This is a genomic window from Streptomyces sp. NPDC058576 (assembly GCF_042718715.1).
Lineage (GTDB): Bacteria > Actinomycetota > Actinomycetes > Streptomycetales > Streptomycetaceae > Streptomyces.
In genome coordinates this window covers 1-20,892 of sequence record NZ_JBHXPF010000065.1, presented here as the reverse complement: position 1 = coordinate 20,892, position 20,892 = coordinate 1, and the positions used below count along the sequence as shown (strand labels likewise).

The following is a 20,892-nucleotide window of genomic DNA, read 5'->3' as shown; positions in this document are numbered from 1 at the left end:
GGGTCATCGCGATCCTCCACAACGGCACGAAAAGGACAGATGGAGCTTTCCTCCACCGTCTCCCGGTGCGGCTGCCCGCGCCTGCCGAGTCCACACATACGCCCAGCGACAGCTACGGGCTGCCGGGGCGTACCGGGCCACCCGGAGAGGGCAGGACATGGGGCAGGACACGGCAGGACTCGACGGAGGTGCGCGGGACCGCCCGGATCCGTGACCGTCCCCGGGCGGTGCGTGGGCGGCGCCCGCAGACCCGCCGCGGCCGCCCACCGGCCCCGCCGCCGCACCCGCTGCCCCCGCCGCCCCGGCGGTCAGAACAGCTCGGGGTGTTTCCTGAGCTGCCGTTGGGCCTCCTGGACGAGCTCGCCCGACGCCTCGGGCGCCTCGTCGGGGTGGCGTTGGGCCCACTTCGCCGCGTACGGGCAGAGCGGCACGACGGGGACCCCCTCGCGGGCGGCCATGGTGTAGAACTCCCGCACGAGCGCCCCCGCGATGCCCTTGCCCTCGTGTTCGGGCCGGACGACGGTGTGGACGGCCACGAGTGCGCCGGGAGCCGGGTCCATGACGAAGTACGCCATGGTCCCGGTCGCCTCACCACCCTCGTACGCCACGAGGCTGCCGTGGTCCCGGTCGTCCCTGATCTCTACAGCGGCGCTCTCCGCCATGGCTCCTGCCTTCCCGTTCGTGGACGCGGCCGAGGCCCGTCCGGCACCGAGGACGACGCTCTCAGCCGCCCGCGACGACGGCCTGCGGGCTCCGCTCCGTACGGGTCCCGGGAACCGGCGCCGAGGCGTCGGCGCCGAGCGCCACGATCCGGTTGTCCGCGTCCACGTGCACGACCCGCGGCACGAGGGCACGGGCCTCCGCATCGTCGACCTGTGCGTAGCTGATCAGAATGACCAGGTCACCGGGGTGCACGAGGTGTGCGGCCGCGCCGTTGATCCCGATGACACCGGAGCCACGCTCGCCCTCGATGACGTACGTCTCCAGGCGGGCGCCGTTGTCGATGTCAACGATATGGACCAGCTCGCCGGGCAGCAGGTCGGCGGCCTCCATCAGGGCGGCGTCGATCGTCACGGAACCGACGTAGTGCAGGTCGGCCTGGGTGACGGTGGCCCGGTGGATCTTGGACTTGAACATGGTGCGCAGCACTTGGGACTCCTCGAAGACGGCTCCCTGCCTGCTTTATGCAGGTCAAGGGCGGTCTCGACTGTACACCGGGACACGCCGAACGATGTTTGTGAAGAACATCGCTCCGATCAGTCGAAATGGCTTCCCACCTGGGCTTCCCCTTCGCTCAGACGTCTGTTGGGACAATCGCCCCGGAACGCGCGGGGGCTTGTGCTGACCGGATGCTGACTTACCTGACGAGTCATCATGCAGGGGAAAGACACCTCAGCACACGGACGAAAAACGCCCACGCACCGACCTGGCGGACCCCGCCATCGTTCCCGCATGGAACACGCCCTGTCTTGGCCATCAGCCGATCGATGCTCGACCGTCCGGAAACCGGATCGCTGCCTGCCGCCCATCCGAAACTCCTCGGCAGTGTGGTCCTCGTGGGCGAGGCGGGCTGAGGCGTCGACGCCGATCCGACCGAGCCGAGGTCCATGTCATGCGCCCCTGCGCACTTGTGTGCGCCGTTCCTTCCCTCCGTACGGTCCAGCCGATAGTGAACCGGCCTCGCACACTGTGAAGGAGAGCTGTTGAAGCCGACCGAAGAAGTGCTCCAGGACCTGACCCAGCCGTCGAACGTCTCCGTCCACTCCGACGTGGTACTCGTCGGGAAGGTGGAAGCCGCCATCGCCGCGGACGACAAGAAGCGGAAGGAGAACGAGGACGAGCCGCTCCGCCGGAAGCCCGCCCTCGCTCCGATCCCGCAGACGGAGCTGCCCCGGCAGTTCGAAGTGACCCTCTGGGACGTGCTCCACACCCTCGCCCGGGCCACAGCCCTGTCATGGCGCGGGGCGGGCCGCGGACTGGCGGAGCACTGGGGTGCACTCAAGTACACCCAGGCCCTGGCCGGCGGTCGCAACTCCTTCCTCGGCCTCACCGACGAAGGCCACCGGATCGCGGACCACTACAAGTCGCTGCAGTCCGGCGAGCTTGGCATCGGCTTCGCGCTCACCCTCGCCGAACACATGCTGCGCAGCCGCTTCCCCGACCACACGGTGACGATCGTCCCTGCCGATACGGCGTTACGCGCGGGCTGGGCTCTTACCAGCAGGGACAAAGGCGAGAAGGTGAGGTATCGCTACCGCCCACAGTACTTCGCAGAGGTCTGGCGGCCGGGTGAGCCGTCCCTCGTCATCCCCCTCGCCTGCAAAGGCAACCACAGCGACTCCGCCACATCCGCCGAACAGCTGGCCTCCGCCTCCGCCCACGCCGAAGCAGTCCACATCGGCCCGTGGAACGAGACCCCCGGCCTGCTGTTCAGCACACAGCTCCCAACAGACGGCGGCACGATGACCGTCCACGCCCTCCAGGCACCCGGCAGCGGCGGCCTGCTGTTCCCGGCGGAGGTCCGTGAGCCGAACCTCAACGCCCCACCGTTCCAAGCAAACGTGATGCCGGACATCCACCCGCCGGCCGAGGGCCTGGTCGCACCGGAGCCCGTACGGGGCTGCCACGTGCAGGCGAAGGACTACGCCTGGTTCCAGGAGTCCCTGGCCCACACCACCGCGGCAGGCCTGATGGCCTTCACGGGATCCGGCCACGCCACCGCCCGGCACCTGACCGATCGGCAGGGCAGCAAACGATTCACGGGCCTTGAGCACGCGGCCAGCATGAGCGTCCAGGACGCCACCCACGTCCTCTTCGGCAACAAGTACGTCGGCACTGACCACGTCTTCCGCCTCAACGGCCCTCGCGTCGAAGCGTTCTCCGGTGCGGACGAGGAGGTCTTCCGACTTCTCGCCAGGGGCGACGTCGAGGAATATCGCGCCCTCGTCCACGCTAGCCGCCACGTCCGCCCCCGCCTCGCCTTCGACAAGGATTGGGGCGGCCCCGTCTCCGTACACGCCGACGGATCGGTCCTCGCCCTGCGACTGCTGCCGGGGCAGGACGAGGAGCAGGCTCCGGGCTCCCCGCGCTGACCTCGGAAGGTCGCCGGGACGGGAACAAAACCGAGCCGGTCCCGGCGACAGGACGACGTACGCGCAGGCTCAGAGCGATGCCTCGACTCCGAGGCTTCCGGCTCCGAGGCTCCCCTCAGCACGTAGGCGATCTCCTCGGGCTTGAGATCGATGCCGTCGAGCCCCTCCAAGGTCAGCGGAACCTCCTCCAGCGCATACTCGCCGCGCCCTTCGGCACTGAACTCGGGACCGGTGCGGTCGTCGAAGGACCAGGTCGTGATGCGGGCGAGGTAGAAGAACTGGCGCTCGTCGTCGGTCTCCATCGTGTGGAGGAGGCGGACGATATTGGCCTTTCCTGCGATCTCCTCGTGGATCTCCCGGTGGAGGGCGGCCTCCCGGGACTCGTCACCGGGCTCGACGCCGCCGCCGGGCAGGACCCAGTACTCAGGGATGCCTGGCCTGGTACGGCGGATGACCAGCATCGTGTCGTCGGCAGTGACGAGGACGGCGCGGACTCGTTCGATCATCTCGGTTCGTCTCCTTGCTTGTTGACGGGCTCAGTGGAACAGCCAGCCGCCGTCGATGTGGACGGACTGCCACGTGATGAACGCGGCGGAGGGGCCCACAAGGAACGCCACCAGGGCCGCAACGTCCTCGGGCCGGCCACGGCGCGGGACGCCCTGGCGCTTGATCTGATCCTCCGGCCGCGCACAGTGCCGGGCGGGGAGAGCGTTCTCTGCCTCGACCTGGATGGCCCTATGAAGGCCAACACTCTCGCCCAGCACATCTCCACACTGGTAACCCAACCCGCCCCTGGGGATGAGTCCGTGTCCGCACCGCCACAAGCGTCAGAACAGGTACGAACCGGGCCCTCGGGAGATTCGGTGGCCGCTGGCACAGTAGGCCAATGATCCCTTCGCTCTTCGCCCACGTCCCAGCCCGAGCAGCGAGACGAGGCCCGGCAACCTCGACAGGTTGCCGGGCCTGCGTGCAGGCGGCAGGTGCATGATCATGGCTCGTCGCCAGGCTTCTGCCCTGCCCTCGCAGGCAGTCACTCAGCGTGCCCTGTGGCAGCGCCTCCGCCCCTGCCACCACGACCAGCCGCAACGGCACTTCCTGGAGAGGATCTGGGGAGTATCGATGATCCCGGGGAGCGCGTGGGGAGAATCGACCGCGGGACGCAACAAGATCCCGAAAGAGCTGAAAGACTCGTCAGCGCAGGTCAGAAGTAGGTGCAACGGCATCAATGCAGCTCAGCGACACCCGGCAGACACCTTCATTACATACGTACCGAGATCGTCGGCCTCGACGATGCCCGAGAGCGAACCGCCCTCCCGCAGGGGCGTGACATAGCGGATCGCTACGACTTCTTCCAGTACTTTCCCAGGCCACCCATCTCATTGGCCTCGCACTTCACGGACCGCTTCTCTGGAGCGTCGAGGCTAAACCCTGCGGTCGATGACCCTGGCGCAAATCAGGGCGGTTTCGGCTGTTGAGCCGGTCTCCCCTCTCCCCCAGCAGACCGTCGACGGCACCGCGCCCCTTGCTGCCAGCCTCCGGCATGAAGTGAGCATAGTAACCGAGGGTGATCGCCGGCGAGGCGTGTCCGAGCCACCGGGCCAGAGTCACTACGGACTCTCCGGCTTCCCGCAGGACTGAGGCGCGGGTGATCCGGAGCACGTGTGGGGGCGATACTCCTGAGCCACGCTCGCTCCCCCCGGCCCAGGTCATGCGGACCGCGAGCCGCCTGGCCTTGGTAATCCTCTACGGCACTCTGCTGCCGATCGACCGAATCGCTGCTGACACCCCGAACCGCTCCGGCAGAGACCGTCGTCCCGGATCACCGACGTGGTGAAGGCCGTTCTCGTCCTTCACCACATCCGGCGCGACGAGCACGTCGGCTCACGACGTTGCCGCCACGGCCCCCGATGATCAGACGCGGCCCGCATGCGAGAGGTCCTGGCGGAGGTGCGCGGCGGTGTGGGAGCCGGTGGCCTTCAGAAGATCGGCCGGAGTTCCTTCGAACAGGATTCGTCCGCCGCCGCTGCCCCCTTCGGGGCCGAGGTCGATGATCCAGTCGGCGCTCCTGACGACGTCGAGGTTGTGCTCGATGACGATGACGGTGTTGCCCTGGTCGACGAGGCGCTCGACGATGCCGAGGAGGCGGTGGACATCCGACATGTGCAGGCCCGTGGTGGGTTCATCCATGACGTAGACGCTTCCGACGCGGTGCAGGTCGGCCGCGAGCTTGAGGCGCTGGCACTCGCCGCCGGACAGGGTGCTGAGCGGCTGGCCGAGGCGGAGGTAGTCCAGCCCCACCTCGTTCAGGGCGTGCAGGACGGGGCGGAGCTTGGGCTCCGTGAAGAAGTCCGCCGCCTCGGCCGTCGTCATCTCCAGGACGTCGCTGATGGACCTGCCCCGCAGGCGGTAGCCGAGGACGTCCTCGGAGAAACGGCGGCCTCGGCAGACCTCGCACACCGACTTCAGCGTGTCCATGAACGCCAGGTCGGTGTAGAGGACGCCGAGCCCCTGGCAGTTGGGGCATGCGCCCTTGGAGTTGGCGCTGAACAGGGAGGCGCTGACCTTGTTGGCGTTGGCGAAAAGTTTACGGATCGGGTCCATCAGGCCCGTGTAGGTGGCGGTGTTGGAGCGTCGGCTGGTGTTCACCGCCGACTGGTCGATGACGATCGCGTCGGGGTACCGGCTGAGAAACTCGTCGTTGACCAGCGTGCTCTTGCCCGATCCGGCCACGCCGGTGAGGACCGTCAGGACGCCGGTGGGGAAGCCGACCGTCACGTTCTTGAGGTTGTGGCTCGTCGCGTCGGTGACGGTGAGCGTCCCGGTGGCGCGCCGGGGTTCGGTCTTGAGAGGCAGTCGGTGCTGGAGATGGCGCCCGGTAAGGGTGTCGGCACGGGTGAGTGCGTCGAAGCTGCCCTCGAAAACCACTTCGCCGCCGAGCATCCCGGCTTTCGGTCCCATGTCGACCACATGGTCCGCGATGGCCATGACGTCGGGGTCGTGCTCGACCACGAGCACCGTGTTGCCCTTGTCCCGCAACGCGATGAGGAGTTCCTTGAGCCGGTGCACGTCCCGGGGGTGCAGGCCGACGCTCGGCTCGTCGAACACGTACAGCATCTCGGTGAGACTGCTGGACAGATGCCGGACCATCTTGATCCGCTGGGACTCGCCACCCGAGAGCGTGCGGGTCTCCCGGTCCAGGCTCAGGTAGCCGAGTCCGATGTCGACCAGGTGGTGCAGATGGCTGGTCAGGTCGTCCAGGACCGGTTTCACCTGCGGCAGGTCCAGCTCCGCCAGGACGGCTGCGAGGTGCTGTGCCTCCATCGCGGTGAGGTCCGCGATGTGGTGGCCGCCGATCCGGGTGGCCAGCGCGGCGGGCGCGAGGCGGGTGCTGTCGCAGTCGGGGCAGGAGGCGGTGCGGGCGAACCGCTGGAACACCCGGCGGCCACGTTCGGACATGTCCTCCTTCTTGACGTAGAGCCGGGTGAACTTGTCGGCGAGGCCCTCGTAACGAACGTTAAGGGTGTTGCCTTGCCAGAGGAGGGGGAGCTTGTTCGGCAGTTCGCCGTGCAGCAGCAGCTGCCATTCCCGCTCGGTGAAGTCGGCCAGCGGCTTGTCGTTGTCGAACAGGCCGGACTCCACATAGCTCAGCCAGTACCAGCTGTCGGAGGAGAAGTCCGGGTGCAGCAGCGCGCCTTGGTTCAGGGACCTGGCGCGGTCGAGGAACGCGTCGAGGTCGAGGCGGACGGTCGTGCCGAGGCCCTCACAGGTGGGACACATGCCCTGGGGGTCGTTGAAGGAGAACGCGCTCGGTGACAGGCCCGCGGGATCACCGGCCCGGGAGAACAGCAGACGCAGCAGCGGGTTGATGTCGGTGACCGTGCCGACGGTGGAGCGCGGGTTGCCGCCCAGGCGTTTCTGGTTGATGACGACGGCTGCGGAGATGTTCTCGACGGCGTCCATGTCCGGCCGCCCGTGGTCGGGCAGGAAGGTCCGGACGAAGGCGCTGAAGGTCTCGTTGAGCTGCCGCTGGGCCTCGGCCGCGAGGGTGTCGAACACCAGGGACGACTTGCCCGAGCCGGAGACACCGGTGAAGACGGTCAGTTGCTGTCTCGGGATCCGAAGCGAGACGTTCTTGAGGTTGTTCTCCCTGGCACCGGTCACCTTGATGGCGTCGGTCCTCATGTGTGCTCCTTGCTGGTGCGGGTGGGCTCCCCCTCCGGGGGATGTAAGGGGGAGCCCGGTCTCGGGTGGGCCTGCGGGCGGTGCCGTCAGGCGTTCTCCTTGCGGAAGGTCCGTGTTCCCCACAGCAGGGCGAGGACGGCCATGACCAGCAGCACGAGGGAGCCGGTCAGTAGCTCCGTGGCGCTCATGTCCCCCCGGAACGCCGCACGTTCAGCGTCGACCACGTGGGTCAGGGGGTTGATCCGGGCCAGGTTGTACAGCCAGCCGGGCGCCAGTTGCTCGGAGACCGGCAGGAGCACGCCGGAGAGCAGCAGGAGCGGCAGGAGCACGGCGTTCATCAGCGCGGGGAACGCGGCCTCGCTCTTAAGGACCATCGCCAGTGCGTACGATCCCGAGGACAGCGTGATGGCCAGAACCGCGGCGATCGCCAGGCTGAGCAGCAGCCCGCTCAGTGAGGCGTCGAGGTCGAAGACGAGCAGCGTCACCAGCACGATCAGTACGGACTGCGCGGTGGCTTGCACTGCTTGGGCCAAGACCTTGCCGAACAGCAGGGCGGCCCTGCTCGCGGGCGTGCCGCGGAAGCGGTCGACGACGCCGACCCGGTACTCGGTCAGCAGTCCCACCCCGGCGAAGGCGCCGCTGAACAGTGCCGTCTGGACGATGAGGGCCGGGGTGAGGACCTCCCAGGCGCCGCCGGGCGGGAACCCGGGGGTGTTGTCGACCACGGACACCATGAGGGGTCCGAAGAGGAACAGGTACAGGAGCGGCTGCATGATCCCGATGAGCAGCCAGGTCGGGCTGCGCAGCGCGAGCTTCATGTCCCGCACGAAGATCAGTTGGGTGTCACGCAGCATGGGCGGCCTCCCTGGCCTGGGGCGCGGGGTCGCCATCCCGCAGGGAGCGTCCGGTCAGGCTGAGGAACACGTCGTCGAGGGTTGGCCGGTTGACCTTGACCGAGGCCATGGTGATCCCCCGGCCGTCGAGGGTGCGCAGCAGTTCCGGCAGGGCGGCGTCGCCGCGGGGCACCCGGAAGCGCACGGTGTCGCCGTCGACGCTCACCTCGGTCGCCCCGGTCAGCCGCCCGGCGACATCGGCCGCCTCCGCGACCTGGTCGGCCACCTCGATGGTGATCGCGTCGCCGGCGACCCGGGCCTTGAGTGCGTCGGGGGTTCCCTCGGCGACGATCGTGCCGTGGTCAGTGACGAGGATCCGGTCGCACAGCGTGTCCGCCTCGTCGAGGTAGTGCGTGGTGAGGAAGACAGTCGTGCCCTGCTCGGAGCGCAGGCGGCGGACGTGGTCCCAGAGGTTGGCCCTGCTCTGCGGATCAAGGCCGGTGGTGGGCTCGTCGAGGAAGACGAGCGTCGGTTCGTGGACCAGTCCGAGAGCGATGTCGAGCCGGCGGCGCTGACCGCCGGAGAGCGTCTTGACGGGGCGCTGGTCCAGTCCGGCGAGGTCGAGCCGCTCGGCGAGCAGGGCCCCGCGCCGTCTGGCCTCGGACCGGGACAGGCCGTAGAGCCGGGCCTGGAATTCGATCTCCTCGGCGACCCTGGACTCGGGCCAAGTGGCGCCGCCTTGGTGGACGCAGCCGATCCTGCGCCGGACGCCCTGGGGGTCCGTCAGCAGGTCGCAGCCGGCCACGGTTCCAGTTCCGCCGGTGGGGCGCAGCAGGGTCGTGAGCATCCGTAAGGTCGTGGTCTTGCCCGCTCCGTTGGGGCCGAGGAACCCGACCACCTCCCCAGGCGCCACGTCGAAGTCAATTCCTTTGACCGCTTCGACACTTTGGCCGCGCACGGTGAACCGGCGAGCGAGCCCTCGTACTGTGATCATGAAGTCCTCCTCTCGGCCCGGCGGTGGTCCGGCCGACTCGCGGCGCCCGGCGGGGATACCGGCTCCGGCGCGTGACTCGTCAGGACTGGCCATCGGCCGCCGCCTGGTATTCGGCGAGGCGCTCCTGTGCCTCGGCCATGTCGTCGGCGGTCGGGGCGTCATCCTGGGTGAGCTTGACGCGCCAGTAGCCGCTGAAGTCGATCGCGCGCTTGTCGAGCCCCCGGTCGTTGACCAGGTGGCGCCGCAGGGCCCGGACGACACCCGCCTCGCCGGCCAGCCAGGCGAAGGGGTGCCCGGGCGGGAACTCGGCGCCGCGGACGGCGTCGGCCAGGGCTTCGCTGCGGCCGGCCTGGGTTCCGTCGCGGTACAGCCAGTGCAGGGTGACGTCGCCCGCCGTCCGGAAGGTCTGCTGCTCGGCGCGTTCGGCTACCTCGATGAAGACCTGGGCGCAGGTCCGCTCGGGCAAGGCCTCCAGCAGGGTGGCGATGGCGGGCAGTGCAGTCTCGTCGCCGGCGATCAGCAGCCAGTCGGCGGAGGTGATCGAGTCCGTCAGGGAGACCGGTCCGGCGTAGAGCGCGGAGGGGCCGACCATGCCGAGCCGATCGCCTGGGCGGGCGGAGCCGGCCCAGGCGCTGGCCGGGCCGCTGTCGCCGTGCAGGACGAAATCCACCTCGACGGTGTTCGTCCCGGGCACGCGCCGACGGAGGGTGAAGCTGCGCATCCAGGGCCGCTCACCCTCCGGAATGGCCAGAAATGCCTGGTACCAGCCCGTCGCGTCGTCGCTCTGCTCCGGCAGGACGGGGCGCGACTGGCCGGCCCGGGGGAAGCAGAGCTTGAGCTGCTGGTCCGGGGTCAGGCCGACGGAGTCGTCGAGGAGGTCGGCCTCGAACGTCACGCGGGCCATCCGCGGTGTGATGCGTGTGATGTCGGTGACCTGGATGAATGTGACGGGGAGCTCTGCCATCGAAAACCTTCCACGAAGGTACGGCATACCAGGGTGGGCGGACACCCAGCTGATATACTTACAGCGTAAATAGATGCGCCGGTGAGGTTACTTTATGCAGCAAGGAGTTGCAAGGTGGTTGTTTTCGCCGGACAGGGCGATGCACGCCGATCCATGTCTCTGCTCTGGCGATCGGGCGAATTGGGCGGGCCTGCCCCTAAACCCGGTCCCAAACCCGGACTCGACGTGGACACGATCGTGGCCGCGGGTGTCGCGGTGGCGGACGAACAGGGAATGGCGGCCCTATCCATGCGGGCGGTCGGAACCCGGCTCGGCCGGACCGCCATGGCGCTCTACACGTACGTGCCGAGCAAGAGCGAACTGGTCGACCTCATGCACGACCGGGTGCTGGCCGAACTGCCCACGGAGTACGACACGAGTACGGGATGGCGCCCGGCGATCACCACCTGGGCCGACGACGCCTGGGCGTTCTACCTGCGCCACCCCTGGGTGCTCCAGGTCTCGCAGGCCCGTCCCGTACTCGGGCCGAACGAGTACGCGCGGCTGGAGACGGTGGTGCGGATCCTGGGCGGAATCGGCCTGAAACCCCTGCACGCCAGACGGGTCATCGGGGCGTTGTTCCAGTTCGTGCGGAGTATGGCCCTGATCGCGGCGGAACACCGGCAGGCGGCGCCGGAGACCGGGGTGCCCGATGAGGAGTGGTGGGCGCAACGGTCCGCGCTGATGGCGGAGTTCGCGCCGGACTTCACCGAACGCTTCCCAGCCCTCGCGGCCCTGGAGTCGACCGCGAGTCTCGCCGCCATGACCGAGGCGGAGGCGGGTGGCGCCGCGTCACACATGGAACAGGAGGGGAGGGAGGCGTTCCGGGTGGGCCTGGAACTGATCCTCGACGGCGTCGAGGCGGCGGTGCGGACGTGCTCCGACGGCACGCTCCACGCCCCGGCCGGCACCCCCTGACGGTTTCGTGCAAGCCCGGGCGGGCCCGCATTATCCGGCACGTGCCGCGCTCCCGAAACGATCGGCATCAAAGCCTGTTGTACCCCAATCAGCCATCTCCGGCCGGAAGTATTGGTGACGGTGTCTCGGACGGTGACTACCGTTTGTTGAGCTTGCGCCCTTGATGGCTCGAGGGTGCGATGAATGGTACGAGATGCATCATGCCCCGATTTCAGGAGAAAGCCGGTGCAGCACATCGCCAAGTACGACCGCAGTGACCGTCGACTACCGGTCAGCCGCCCAGCGGCCGAGGCTGCTCACCCAGGCAGACCGGGCGGGCAGGAACGAATCTTCAGCACCCGGGTCGGCCTCAAGATACCGACGAGTCTCACCTACGACCGATGGGAGAAGGCCGGGCAGCGCATCTTCCAGATCGCCGACTCCTCCGCCTGGTGCCTGGGCGACTGGCTCGTCTACGGCCAGGACCGCTACGCCGACCGCTACCAGACCGGAGTGCAGGCCGCGGGGCTCGACTACCAGACGCTGCGCAACTACGCCTGGGTGGCTCGCCACTTCGAGCTCGGGCGTCGGCGCGAAGCACTGAGCTTCGGCCACCACGCCGAGGTCGCCTCCCTACCGCCGGCGGAGGCTGACACCTGGCTCGACCAGGCGGAGCAGCACGGCTGGTCGCGGAACCAGTTTCGGCTGCGGCTGCGAGAAAGCCGCAGAGGGACCCCACCTGCCGGTCCCGCCCGCGCCAGCCTGCTGAGGATCAGCGCCCCCTGTGACCATGTCCAGCGCTGGCGGGAAGCCGCATCGAGGGGAGACCGAGACTTCGAGGAGTGGGTCCTGTTGACGCTCGACCGTGCCACCGCGCACGAGCTCGGTCAATGACCCGCCGCCCGACCACCGGAGACCCCCCATGAAGATCCGCATCGACCACGGCACCTGTATCGGGTCCGGGCAGTGCACCCTGACGGCACCCGCCGTGTTCACCCAGGACGACGACGGGTTCGCCGCGCTCGTACCCGACGGGGCGCGGACGGCGACCCCGCGGCAGGTCACCCAGGCCGCGCTGTCCTGCCCCGTCCAGGCCATCGCCGTGGGGAACGACCCGCCTGATGCCTGACGGCACCACTCTCGCCACCCCCGGGGCTGAGGGCTCCACGGTGCAGACCGTGGAGCCCTCAGCGCTGCGGTCGGATCATGCTCCGAGCCGCAGGCGCAACACGTTCAGCCGCCAGCTGCCCGGCAGCCGGGCACGGTCGTGCTCCGGATCGCCGTCAGCGAGTGCGAGGTCCGGGTAGCGGGCCAGCAGCCGGGCGAGCGCCACCTCGCCCTCCTGCCGGGCCAGTGTCGCACCCAGGCAGTAGTGGATGCCGTGGCCGAAGCCCACGTGGTTCTCGGCCTGCCCGTCCGGCTGACGTGTCAGGTGAAGCCGGTCCGGATCGGTGTAGTGCCGCGGGTCGAAGTTGGCGGACACCAGAACCGGCTGGACCGCGTCACCGCGGGCGATGCGCGTGCCGGCTATCTGCACGTCCTCGACTGCGTAGCGCAGTCGGGCCACCTGCACCGAGCCGCACCAGCGCATCAGCTCGTGCACCGCTCTCGGGAACAGCGCCGGGTTCTCCCTGAGCCGGGCCAGCTGATCGGGATGGGTGAGCAGGGCCACGGTGCCGTTGCCGATCAGATGCGTGCTCGTCTCATGGCCGGCCAGCACCAGGGTGAGCACCATGGTGACCATCTCCGCGTCGCTGAACCGTCCGCCGTCGTCGTCCTGTGCCCGGATCAGCTCGCTCAGCAGATCGTCCCTGAGCGCGGCGCGACGCTGTTCGATCAGTTGATGGCAGTAGTCGATCATCACAGGAAAAGAGTGCTGTAGGCGTTCGGGCCGCATCGACACGAGGTCCCCGCCCCACTCCCGCCACCGCTCAAGGTCGACGGCGGGGATCCCGACGAGCCGGCAGATCACCGTGATCGACAGGGGGTAGGCGTAGTGCTCCAGCAGGTCCACCGTGCCGTCCTGCGCCCGGTGGGGCAGTTCGGCGAGCAGCCGGTCGGCGATCTCTTCGATGGCGGGACGCAGATCGAGGATACGGCGGGCCGTGAACGCCCGGCTCACCAGGCGGCGCAGCCTCGGATGGTCCGGCGGGTCGCTGTCCAGGATGGATCCGAGCAGGTAGATCCGTAAGTGCTCGGGGACCTTGAGCAGTTCCATCATCCCCTCACGCGGATCCGCGCCCTGTGCGCCGGGCACGTGGGAGGGGGTGTTGACGAACCGTGGGTCGCGCAGCACGCCACGGACGTCGTCGTAGCGGGTCACGAACCACACCGGAGTGCCGTCCACGAACCGGCCGCGGACGACCGGGCCCTGCTCGCGCAGCCGGCCGTAACCGCCGAAGGGGTCCGCGAGCAGGTCGGGGTCCATCATGTGCGGGCCGGCGGGGCACGCCGCTCCTCCGCCGGGCGACGGGGCGTCCTGGAACGTGGAAGACATGGTCGGCTCCGATACTCGCTGGGGCGTCACTTGACCGCGCTGATCACGCCGTGCGGCGTCCACTGGCCGCCGGGCAGCCGCTCGGGCTTCACGAACCCGGCCGCGGCGAACCACTCCTCGTACTGGCCCCACCGGTAGATCGTGCTGCTGGGAGCCGGCAGCGTCGCGAAGTACACGTTGTCCAGGGCCGCGTACAGCGGGCCGTCCCCGCTGTCGTCGGACATGGCGTTGAACACCAGCACCCGCCCGCCGTCCGGCAGCGCCGCGTGCGCCTTGCCCAGCAGCCGTATGTTCTCCTGCGGCGACCAGATCACGAGCTGGTTGGCGAAGAGCACGCAGTCGTGGCCTGTCGGGTAGGTGTCGGCGAAGATGTCCGCGGCTCGCACGGAGATCCGGTCGGACAGGCCGTGCTCGGCGATCTTCTTGCGGGCGATCTCCACCGTGCCGGGCAGGTCCAGGACGGTGAACTCCACGCCGGGGTTGGCCTGCGCGAGGGCGATGGCGTTGACGCCGTCGCCGCCCCCCACGTCGAGCACGCGCCGCACTCCGGTGAGGTCGGCCTTCTCGACCAGCACGGGGTTGGACAGCCGGGACCAGGATCGCATGCAGCGGTAGAACAACTGCTCCAGCTCGGGGTCCGCGGACAGCCGGTGGTAGAGGTCCTCCCCCGTACCCTTGATCCGTCGCAGGCCGACGTTGGTGTTCTCGCGCAGCGAGGCGATGAAGTCCACCTCGGCGGGCCGGACGATTTGCTCCTCGTACTCGACGAGATCCTCGATGATCTCCCAGGCGCCCTCCGCGAAGAACCCGTTCAGGACGTCGGCGTTCTCGTAGCCGTCACCCTGACGCACGGTCAGTCCGAGAGCGGTGGTGCCAAGCAGCAGGATCTGCACCGGCCGATCCTCCAGGCCGAGTTCCCGGCCGATGTCCGGCGGGGTCAGGCCCGGTCGCCGGTGCAACAGGGTGAACAGGCCCAGGTCGCTGCCCGCACGGAGCATCTGGAAGGCCGAGGAGCCGAACAGGATCTGTACCAGTCCGTCGGTGGTGAGCGGGGACGCGTGAGGCATGGGCACTCCGAATCGGCTGAGGTGGAAAGGGTGGTGTGCAGGGAGGTGGAGGTCAGGTCACCCGGGCGAGGCCGGCGGGCCGGGAGGCGTAGGCGCCCTCGGCCACGACGTCGCGCATACGGGCCAACGCGTCCCAGACGTCGGTGAACCGGGTGACCAGGGGGGACAGACCGATACGCAGCCGGTCCGGGACCCGGTAGTCGCAGACGACCTTCGCGTCCGCGGCCAGCGCCTGGCAGATCCGCCAGGCGTCGGGGTGGTACAGGGACAGATGCGAACCGCGCCGCTCCGGCGGGCGGGGCGAGGCGGGCCGGAAGCCCAGCGGAGTGAGCCAGGCGTCCGCCAGATCGTCGGCCAGCCGGCCCAGCCGCAGCCCCTTGGCCCGGATCCGTGCCAGGCCGGCCTCCTCGACCAGGGCGAGGGCGGGATCGATCGCCGCCAGCGACACCAGCGGCGGGGTGCTCACCAGGAACCGCTCGATGCCCGGCACCGGGTCGTAGTCGGGCCCCATCTCGAACTGCCCGCGCTGCCCGTACCAGCCCCATACCGGCTGCCGCAGCCGGGACTGCAGGTCGCGCCGCACATAGAGGAAGGCAGGTGAACCCGGGCCGCCGTTGAGGTACTTGTAGGTGCAGCCGACGGCGAGTTCCGCACCAGCGCCGGCCAGGTCGACGGGGACGGCTCCGGCGGCGTGCGACACGTCCCACACCACCCGCGCGCCGACCGCGTGGGCCAGGTCGTTCACCTGCGCCATGTCTAGCAGCGCGCCGCTCCGGTAGGACACCAGGGACAGCACCACCAGCACGACGTCACCGTTCAGTGCCGAGCGCAGCGCGTCGAGGTCGAGGCCGCCGTCGAGTTCGGACGGCAGCCGCACCAGCCGCAGCCCGCGCTGTTCGGCCAGACCCTGGACGATGTACCGGTTGGTGGGGAAATCCTCGGCGTCCATCAGGACGGTGCCGCGCCCCGGTGCCGCGTCCAGGGCGGCGGCAGCCAGCTTGTAGAGGTTGACCGACGTGGAGTCGGAGATCACCACCTCGCCGGGTGCGGCGCCGAGTACGTGCTCGGCTAGGCGGTCGCCGAGCCGGGCGCCCCAGTCGATCCAGCCCTGCCACGACCGCACCAGTCCCCCGCCCCAGCCCTCCTCGACCACCTCCCGCAGCACATCCGGCGTGGCCGCGGGCAGCGGGCCCAGCGAGTTGCCGTCCAGGTAGATCAGCTCCGGATCGGCGATGACGAACCGCTCGCGGAACGCGGCGAGCGGATCGGCCGCGTCCAGTTCCTCGGCCACCGTGCGCGGGATCCCGCTCACCATCGGCCCTCCTTCTGTCTCGTGTCGTCCGTGTCCGCGTGCCCCGGCCGTCCGCGGGGAGACCGTGGACGCCTGGTCAGAGCGTGGAGCGCACCGACCACAGTTCCGGGAAGAATCGGTGCTCGCTGATCCGGGCGAGCCAGGCCACGCCTTCGGTGCCGCCGGTCCCGGGCTTGGCGCCCAGCATCCGCTGCACGGTCACCAGGTGGGTGTAGCGCCAGCGCGCGAACTGGTCGGCGGTGTCCATCAGCGCCTCGGCGAGCAGATGCAGGTCGCGATGGCGAACGGGGTCCCGGTAGATCGACCGCCAGGCCTCCTCGACCTCCTCGCCGCCGCGGTACGGCCGGGTGACGTCCCGGTCCGTGGAGTCGTCCGACGTGAGCAGCCCGCGGCGCGCCAGCAGCGCGAGCGCGGCGTCGTACAGGCTCGGCTCGTGCAGCTGGCCGACCACCGCGTCGTAGCCCGCCGTGTTCCGGTGCGGCGCGGCCATCGCGGGGTCCTTGTTGCCGAGCAGGAACTCCAGGCGCCGGTAGCCGGCCGACTGGAAGCCGGAGGCCGACCCCAGGACGTCCCGGAACTCGGCGAACTCCACCGGGGACAGCACGGAGAACGTCTCCCACGAGACCAGCAGCACCTGTTGCACCCGCGTGGCCCGGCGCAGCGTCCACAGCGCTTCGTCGAGCAGGTTGTCCGCCAACTGGTCGCGGGCTGTGCTGAATTCGGTGTGCAGCAGCTTGAACAGCAGCTCCTTGACCTGGCTCATGATGATGAACCCCGGCTCGGTACGGGCCGAGCTGAGCGGATGCTGCAACGCCAGCAGCTCGTCCATCCGCGCGTAGTGGGCGTACGGGGTGGTGTCCGACGGGGATCCGACGGACAGCGGGCAGGCGGGGCCCCGGGTGGTCTGTTCGGTGGTCATGCGGTCGTTCCTTCCAGTTTCATCTGCGCCAGCACCGCATCGCCCAGCCCGGTGCCCGGCACGCCCAGGTCGTAGGGGAGGTCGAAGTGGTCGCGCCGATCGGCGATGACCTCCGTCACCGCTGCCCGGGGAGCCAGCGCCGTCACCATCCGGTCGTGCTGGCGGACGTACTCCTCGGTCTCGTTCCCGCCGCGGGCGACCACCGTCTCGGGCAGCCGAGCCGGCAGCCGAAGGATCGGGCTGTTGCGGCGGGCCGCGGCCTCGTCCAGCCGCAGAGCGTCGTTGACATAGGACAGGCGGACCGGCTCCAGGTCGTACATGCCGCTGAGCAGCACCGCCCCGGCGATCCGGCCGGACACGTCCGGGCCGGCCGACGCGTCGGGCAGCAGGGCCATGGCGGCCAGGTGCGCACCGGCCGAGGTGCCGCACAGATGGAGGCGGTCCGGGGCGAACCCGAGCCCGTCCGCGTGCCGCAGCAGCCAGTCCACGGCCCGGCGCACCATGCCCGCCATGGCGTCCAGGCCAACGTCCGGCGCCAGCCCGTACTCGATCACCGCGACCGCCGCGCCGGCGGCCAGCAGCGGCGGCACCGGGAAGGCCGATTCGGCGCGGCCGAGTGCCTGCCAGTTCCCGCCGTGCACGAACACCAGCAGCGGTGCCCGTCCGGCTCCCGGTCCGTGGAAGTAGTCGAGTTTCTCCGCCGGGTGGGGACCGTAGGCGAGAGAGGTCCGCACCGGATGGGCCCGGCGGGCGGCCTCGCTCAGCCGCTCGTACTCGCGCAGGTAGGCGTTCAGGCTCGCCACGCGGGAACTCGGCGAGTACTGCCGGTCCAGCGTGGCCTGGTCCATGCCCCGGTACACGGCAGCTCCGGCCGGCGGTGCGTCGCGCATGCGCTCAGCTCCCCGGAGGGTAGGCGGCACGGGCCCGCTCGTACACCTCGGTCAGCAGCGGGTCGATGCCGTGCGAGCCGCTGCGGTAGCGGGCTCCGAAACGGCTCGCGTACTCCTCGAACCACTCCCGCCGGTCGGCCAGGAACAGCACGTCGTGGATCGCCATCGACCGCACCGCCATCATCGGCACCGGTGCGTGGCTCACCTCGAACGCCGGATTGCGGGCGGCCTTCTCCTCGCACTTCTCGTGGAACTGCGCGATCATCAACCCCCGCCGCACACTCTCCGGCTTCAGCGCGCTGTGCGCCGCGTCCAACAGGTGCAGGTGCTCGGCCGGCAGGTCCGGCAGGACGAGCAGCAACGAGCGCAGATTCGGGTTGCCGGACTTCCAGTCGACCTCGCTGAACTCGTCGAGGCCGCAGCGGACGAGTTCGTCGATCAGGGTCTGGCTCGGGGTGGGGCCGACCAGTCTGACGCGGATCTCCAGCGCGTCGGCACGCTGGGCGGGTTCGACGAACGGGCACACCGGGCCGGTGCGTCCGAGTTCGCCGTGCGGTCGGCGGATGTACTCGCTCAGCCATTCGTCCACGGCGGCCAGGGCCTTGGCCACGTCGATGGAGAGCACGTCGGTCAACATCAGTGTCAGTCCTCGGGTGTCGGTCCTCGCGGACAGCGGACGGCGGGTTCCTGGTGGGCGGCCCCGCGAAGGTCACTCGTCGCCGGTGAGGTCGTGGAGCTTGGCCGAGAGGATGCGGCCGATCTCGGCCAGTGTGTCCGGGCGGGTCAGCATCGACCCGTGGTCGCCGGGCACCACATGGGCCTCGACGGAGCCGCGCACGTACGGCTGCCAAGCGCCGGGGCTCACCGGCGGGTCCTGCTCCTCCGAGCAGGCGATCAGCAGCAGGTCTCCGTCGATCGGGCCGGGCCGGTAGTCGACGGTCAGATGGGTGTTGTTCGCCGAGATCTCGGTGATCGTCGTGAGCCGGTTCTCCTCCAGGTTGGCCAGCACACTGCCCTGGCGGCGCAGGATCTCCCGTGCCTTGGCGAAGGTCATCTCCTCGTCGTGGTGGTGACTGCCGTCGTCGACGAGACCCACGTGGTAGAGCAGCATCACCCGGTCGTCCGGGGCGGGCACGTCGGCATGGGTGAGGCCCTGCCAGTCGGGGATGACGTCGAGCACCGCGACCAGCGCCACCGGTTCGCCGCGCCGCTGGAACTCGGCGGCCAGCGCGTGCGCGCACAGCCCGCCGAACGACCAGCCGGCCAGGTGGTACGGCCCGTGCGGCTGCACCCTCTGGATCTCGTCGGCGTAGTCCACAGCCATCTCCTCGATGCTGGCGGGCCGGGGTTCCGGCCGGGCCAGACTGCGCGCCTGGATGCCGTACAGCGGGTACTGCGGCCCCAGGTGCTTGATGAGCGCGCTGTAGGACCAGCTGATGCCTCCGCCCGGATGGACACAGAACAGCGGCGGCCTGCTGCCCGCGGTGCGCAGCGGCAGCATCACCTCGTACGAGCCGTCCGCGTCGTCGACGTCGAGCCGGGCCGCGATGCCCGCCGGTGTCGGCGCCTCGAACAGGGTCCGCACGCCCAGCTCGACGCCGAAGGCCGCGCGCAGCCGGGCCATCAGCCGGGTGGCCAGCAGCGAGTGCCCACCCAGGTCGAAGAAGTCCTCGCTCACACCGACCACCGGTCGGCCGAGGACCTCCGCGAACAGCTCGCACACCACCTGCTCCTGCGGGGTGGCCGGCGCCCGCCCGATGTCGGCGGGCTCCGGTTCGAGCGCCGGCAGCGCGGCACGGTCGAGCTTGCCGTTCGAGGTGAGCGGCAGCCGGTCGAGCGGAACGACGACGGCGGGGCGCATGTACTCGGGCAGCCGACGGCGCAGGTGCCCCCGTACGGCCATGAGCAGGGCGCCGGTGCTCCGGCCGGTGGCCGGACTCGTGGTCCAGGAGGAGAGCGGCACGCCGGGGCCGACCGCACCCGTGGGCGCGTAGGCACCCACGGGCACCCCCTCGCCGAGCAGTTCGCGCTTGACGTACGTGATATCGAGGGCGGCCGGGTCGTGCCCGTTCCAGCTGATCGCCGTCCAGTAACCGTACTTCTCGCCCAGGCGGTGCAAGTCCTGCGGATCGACGCCGGCCGTGTCCCGGACGTCCGTTGCCGTCCCGGACTCGAGCGCGCGCTGTGCGGCGAGGTCGGCCGCGATGCGCGCGTGGGGTACCCCGGTCACGCGCAGCCGGTCGGGTCGCGCGCTGCCCAGATGATCGGCGAGGGCACCCGGGTCACGGGTCCAGGGGCGGGTGGGGGCGTCGTCGAGGGGGTAGGGGGTGATGCCGGTCTTGTAGAGGGTGGCGTCGTAGCGGTATCGGGTGAGTTCGTTGTGTGCGGTGCCGCGCTTGAGCTGGATGTCGGTGCCCGCCAGGTCGGGGACGTGGTGGGCCAGGGCGCTGAAGTACTCAGGGTCGACGAGGAGTTCCTTCTCCAGGACCAGGCTCTGCTCGACGGCCCGGCGGATCGCGGCCGTGTCGCCCGGGTCCTCGGCACGCGCCGTCTGCACACCGGAGACGAAGGTCCGCAGCAACCGCGGATTGCGCAGATCGCCGAGGAACAGGGCGCCACCGGGCGCGAGCAGGCGGAAGGCCTGCTCGACGACCTGCGTCAGGTATCCGCCGTTCGGGAAGTACTGGGCCACGGAGTTGAGCACGATCGTGTCGAAGTGCCCCTGGGGAAGGTCGCCGTGCTCGTGGGCGGCCTGCACCCGGAGCCTGACCCGCCGGGCCAGTTCGGGATCGGCGTCGACGTGCCGCCGCAGCTCCTCCACGACGACCGGGGAGAAGTCCGTGCCCCAGTACTCCTCGCACTCGAGGGCCAGTCCGGACAGCAGCAGGCCGGTGCCGGCACCGATCTCCAGGACTCGGCCGGGCTGGAGCGCCCTGATCCGATCGAGCGTGGCCGCACGCCACTCCCGCATCTCGGGCAGCGGGATCGGCTCGCCGTCGTAACTGCTGTTCCAGCCGGAGAAGTCCTCGCCCAGCGTCGAACCGGGCGCTGAGTACAGCGAGTCGTAGAGATCCCGCCACTCGCCGATCTGGTCCCGCTCCTCCTCGTCCCCCGGCGTTTCGTCGGTGTCGGGGACGATGTAGGCGATCAGGCGGGTGCTGCCGGGCTGGTCGTGGTGGGCGACCACGGCAGCCTGACCGATCGCC

Annotated in this window: 18 protein-coding genes and 1 pseudogene; 4 read left to right on the top strand and 15 right to left on the bottom strand. The window is 69.8% G+C overall.

From position 1 onward, the window contains the following. Positions 1-308: 308 nt before the first annotated feature. Positions 309-662, bottom strand: a complete 354-nt coding sequence (locus tag ACFWRV_RS30980; protein ID WP_384339224.1) for a GNAT family N-acetyltransferase — start codon at positions 660-662, stop codon at positions 309-311. Positions 663-723: 61 nt separating this feature from the next. Next, positions 724-1,149: an aspartate 1-decarboxylase gene (gene panD, locus ACFWRV_RS30975; RefSeq protein WP_050361929.1), complete on the bottom strand. Its 426-nt coding sequence runs from the start codon at positions 1,147-1,149 to the stop codon at positions 724-726. 554 nt (positions 1,150-1,703) lie between these two features. Between panD and ACFWRV_RS30970 the strand changes: the two genes are divergently transcribed. Beyond that, positions 1,704-3,092, top strand: coding sequence for a hypothetical protein (locus ACFWRV_RS30970; protein ID WP_384339223.1), 1,389 nt, complete (start codon positions 1,704-1,706; stop codon positions 3,090-3,092). 69 nt (positions 3,093-3,161) lie between these two features. On the opposite strand, the pseudogene ACFWRV_RS30965 reads toward ACFWRV_RS30970, so the two are convergent. The 6 genes and pseudogenes from ACFWRV_RS30965 to ACFWRV_RS30940 form a co-directional block, all read right to left on the bottom strand. Further along, positions 3,162-3,598 (bottom strand): annotated as a pseudogene (locus tag ACFWRV_RS30965) (NUDIX domain-containing protein). Positions 3,599-3,628: 30 nt separating this feature from the next. Then, entirely contained in the window at positions 3,629-3,709 is an 81-nt protein-coding gene (locus tag ACFWRV_RS30960) for a hypothetical protein (protein ID WP_384339238.1), read from the bottom strand. A gap of 1,294 nt (positions 3,710-5,003) precedes the next feature. Continuing rightward, positions 5,004-7,274 carry an ATP-binding cassette domain-containing protein gene (locus ACFWRV_RS30955; RefSeq protein WP_384339222.1) on the bottom strand — a complete coding sequence of 757 codons (2,271 nt, stop codon included), beginning with the start codon at positions 7,272-7,274 and terminating at the stop codon, positions 5,004-5,006. A gap of 86 nt (positions 7,275-7,360) precedes the next feature. Next, the gene (locus ACFWRV_RS30950) at positions 7,361-8,128 is read right to left on the bottom strand and encodes an ABC transporter permease (protein ID WP_384339221.1); all 768 of its coding nucleotides are present in this window, start codon (positions 8,126-8,128) and stop codon (positions 7,361-7,363) included. Then, a complete protein-coding gene (locus ACFWRV_RS30945) occupies positions 8,118-9,101 on the bottom strand; it encodes an ATP-binding cassette domain-containing protein (RefSeq protein ID WP_384339220.1) in 984 nt (327 codons plus the stop codon). The genes ACFWRV_RS30950 and ACFWRV_RS30945 overlap by 11 nt, the downstream gene beginning before the upstream one ends. A gap of 79 nt (positions 9,102-9,180) precedes the next feature. Next, positions 9,181-10,065: a siderophore-interacting protein gene (locus ACFWRV_RS30940; RefSeq protein WP_384339219.1), complete on the bottom strand. Its 885-nt coding sequence runs from the start codon at positions 10,063-10,065 to the stop codon at positions 9,181-9,183. A gap of 114 nt (positions 10,066-10,179) precedes the next feature. Between ACFWRV_RS30940 and ACFWRV_RS30935 the strand changes: the two genes are divergently transcribed. The 3 genes from ACFWRV_RS30935 to ACFWRV_RS30925 all read left to right on the top strand — a co-directional run bounded on the left by ACFWRV_RS30935 (position 10,180) and on the right by ACFWRV_RS30925 (position 12,130). Then, on the top strand, positions 10,180-11,022 hold the full coding sequence (locus tag ACFWRV_RS30935; protein WP_384339218.1) for a TetR/AcrR family transcriptional regulator: 843 nt from the start codon (positions 10,180-10,182) through the stop codon (positions 11,020-11,022). 225 nt (positions 11,023-11,247) lie between these two features. Continuing rightward, a complete protein-coding gene (locus ACFWRV_RS30930; RefSeq protein ID WP_384339217.1) occupies positions 11,248-11,895 on the top strand; it encodes an LmbU family transcriptional regulator in 648 nt (215 codons plus the stop codon). Positions 11,896-11,923: 28 nt separating this feature from the next. Next, entirely contained in the window at positions 11,924-12,130 is a 207-nt protein-coding gene (locus tag ACFWRV_RS30925) for a ferredoxin (RefSeq protein WP_360407211.1), read from the top strand. A 75-nt stretch (positions 12,131-12,205) separates the two neighbouring features. Here ACFWRV_RS30925 and ACFWRV_RS30920 read toward each other — a convergent pair whose 3' ends face one another. The 7 genes from ACFWRV_RS30920 to ACFWRV_RS30890 all read right to left on the bottom strand — a co-directional run. Continuing rightward, positions 12,206-13,498 (bottom strand): cytochrome P450, encoded by a 1,293-nt coding sequence (locus ACFWRV_RS30920; RefSeq protein WP_384339216.1) that lies wholly within the window; start codon positions 13,496-13,498, stop codon positions 12,206-12,208. 26 nt (positions 13,499-13,524) lie between these two features. Further along, on the bottom strand, positions 13,525-14,565 hold the full coding sequence (gene acmL / locus ACFWRV_RS30915; RefSeq protein WP_384339215.1) for a 3-hydroxy-D-kynurenine methyltransferase AcmL: 1,041 nt from the start codon (positions 14,563-14,565) through the stop codon (positions 13,525-13,527). A gap of 52 nt (positions 14,566-14,617) precedes the next feature. Next, a complete protein-coding gene (locus ACFWRV_RS30910; protein ID WP_384339214.1) occupies positions 14,618-15,880 on the bottom strand; it encodes a kynureninase in 1,263 nt (420 codons plus the stop codon). Positions 15,881-15,953: 73 nt separating this feature from the next. Then, on the bottom strand, positions 15,954-16,796 hold the full coding sequence (locus tag ACFWRV_RS30905) for a tryptophan 2,3-dioxygenase (RefSeq protein WP_384339213.1): 843 nt from the start codon (positions 16,794-16,796) through the stop codon (positions 15,954-15,956). Next, positions 16,793-17,686, bottom strand: coding sequence for an alpha/beta hydrolase (locus ACFWRV_RS30900; RefSeq protein ID WP_384339212.1), 894 nt, complete (start codon positions 17,684-17,686; stop codon positions 16,793-16,795). Before ACFWRV_RS30900 ends, ACFWRV_RS30905 begins: the two co-directional genes overlap by 4 nt. Before the next feature lie 4 nt (positions 17,687-17,690). Then, positions 17,691-18,323 (bottom strand): DUF6875 domain-containing protein, encoded by a 633-nt coding sequence (locus ACFWRV_RS30895; RefSeq protein ID WP_384339211.1) that lies wholly within the window; start codon positions 18,321-18,323, stop codon positions 17,691-17,693. Positions 18,324-18,395: 72 nt separating this feature from the next. After that, positions 18,396-20,892, bottom strand: a 2,497-nt coding sequence (locus ACFWRV_RS30890; RefSeq protein ID WP_384339210.1) for an alpha/beta fold hydrolase, incomplete at its 5' end; no start/stop codon positions are given.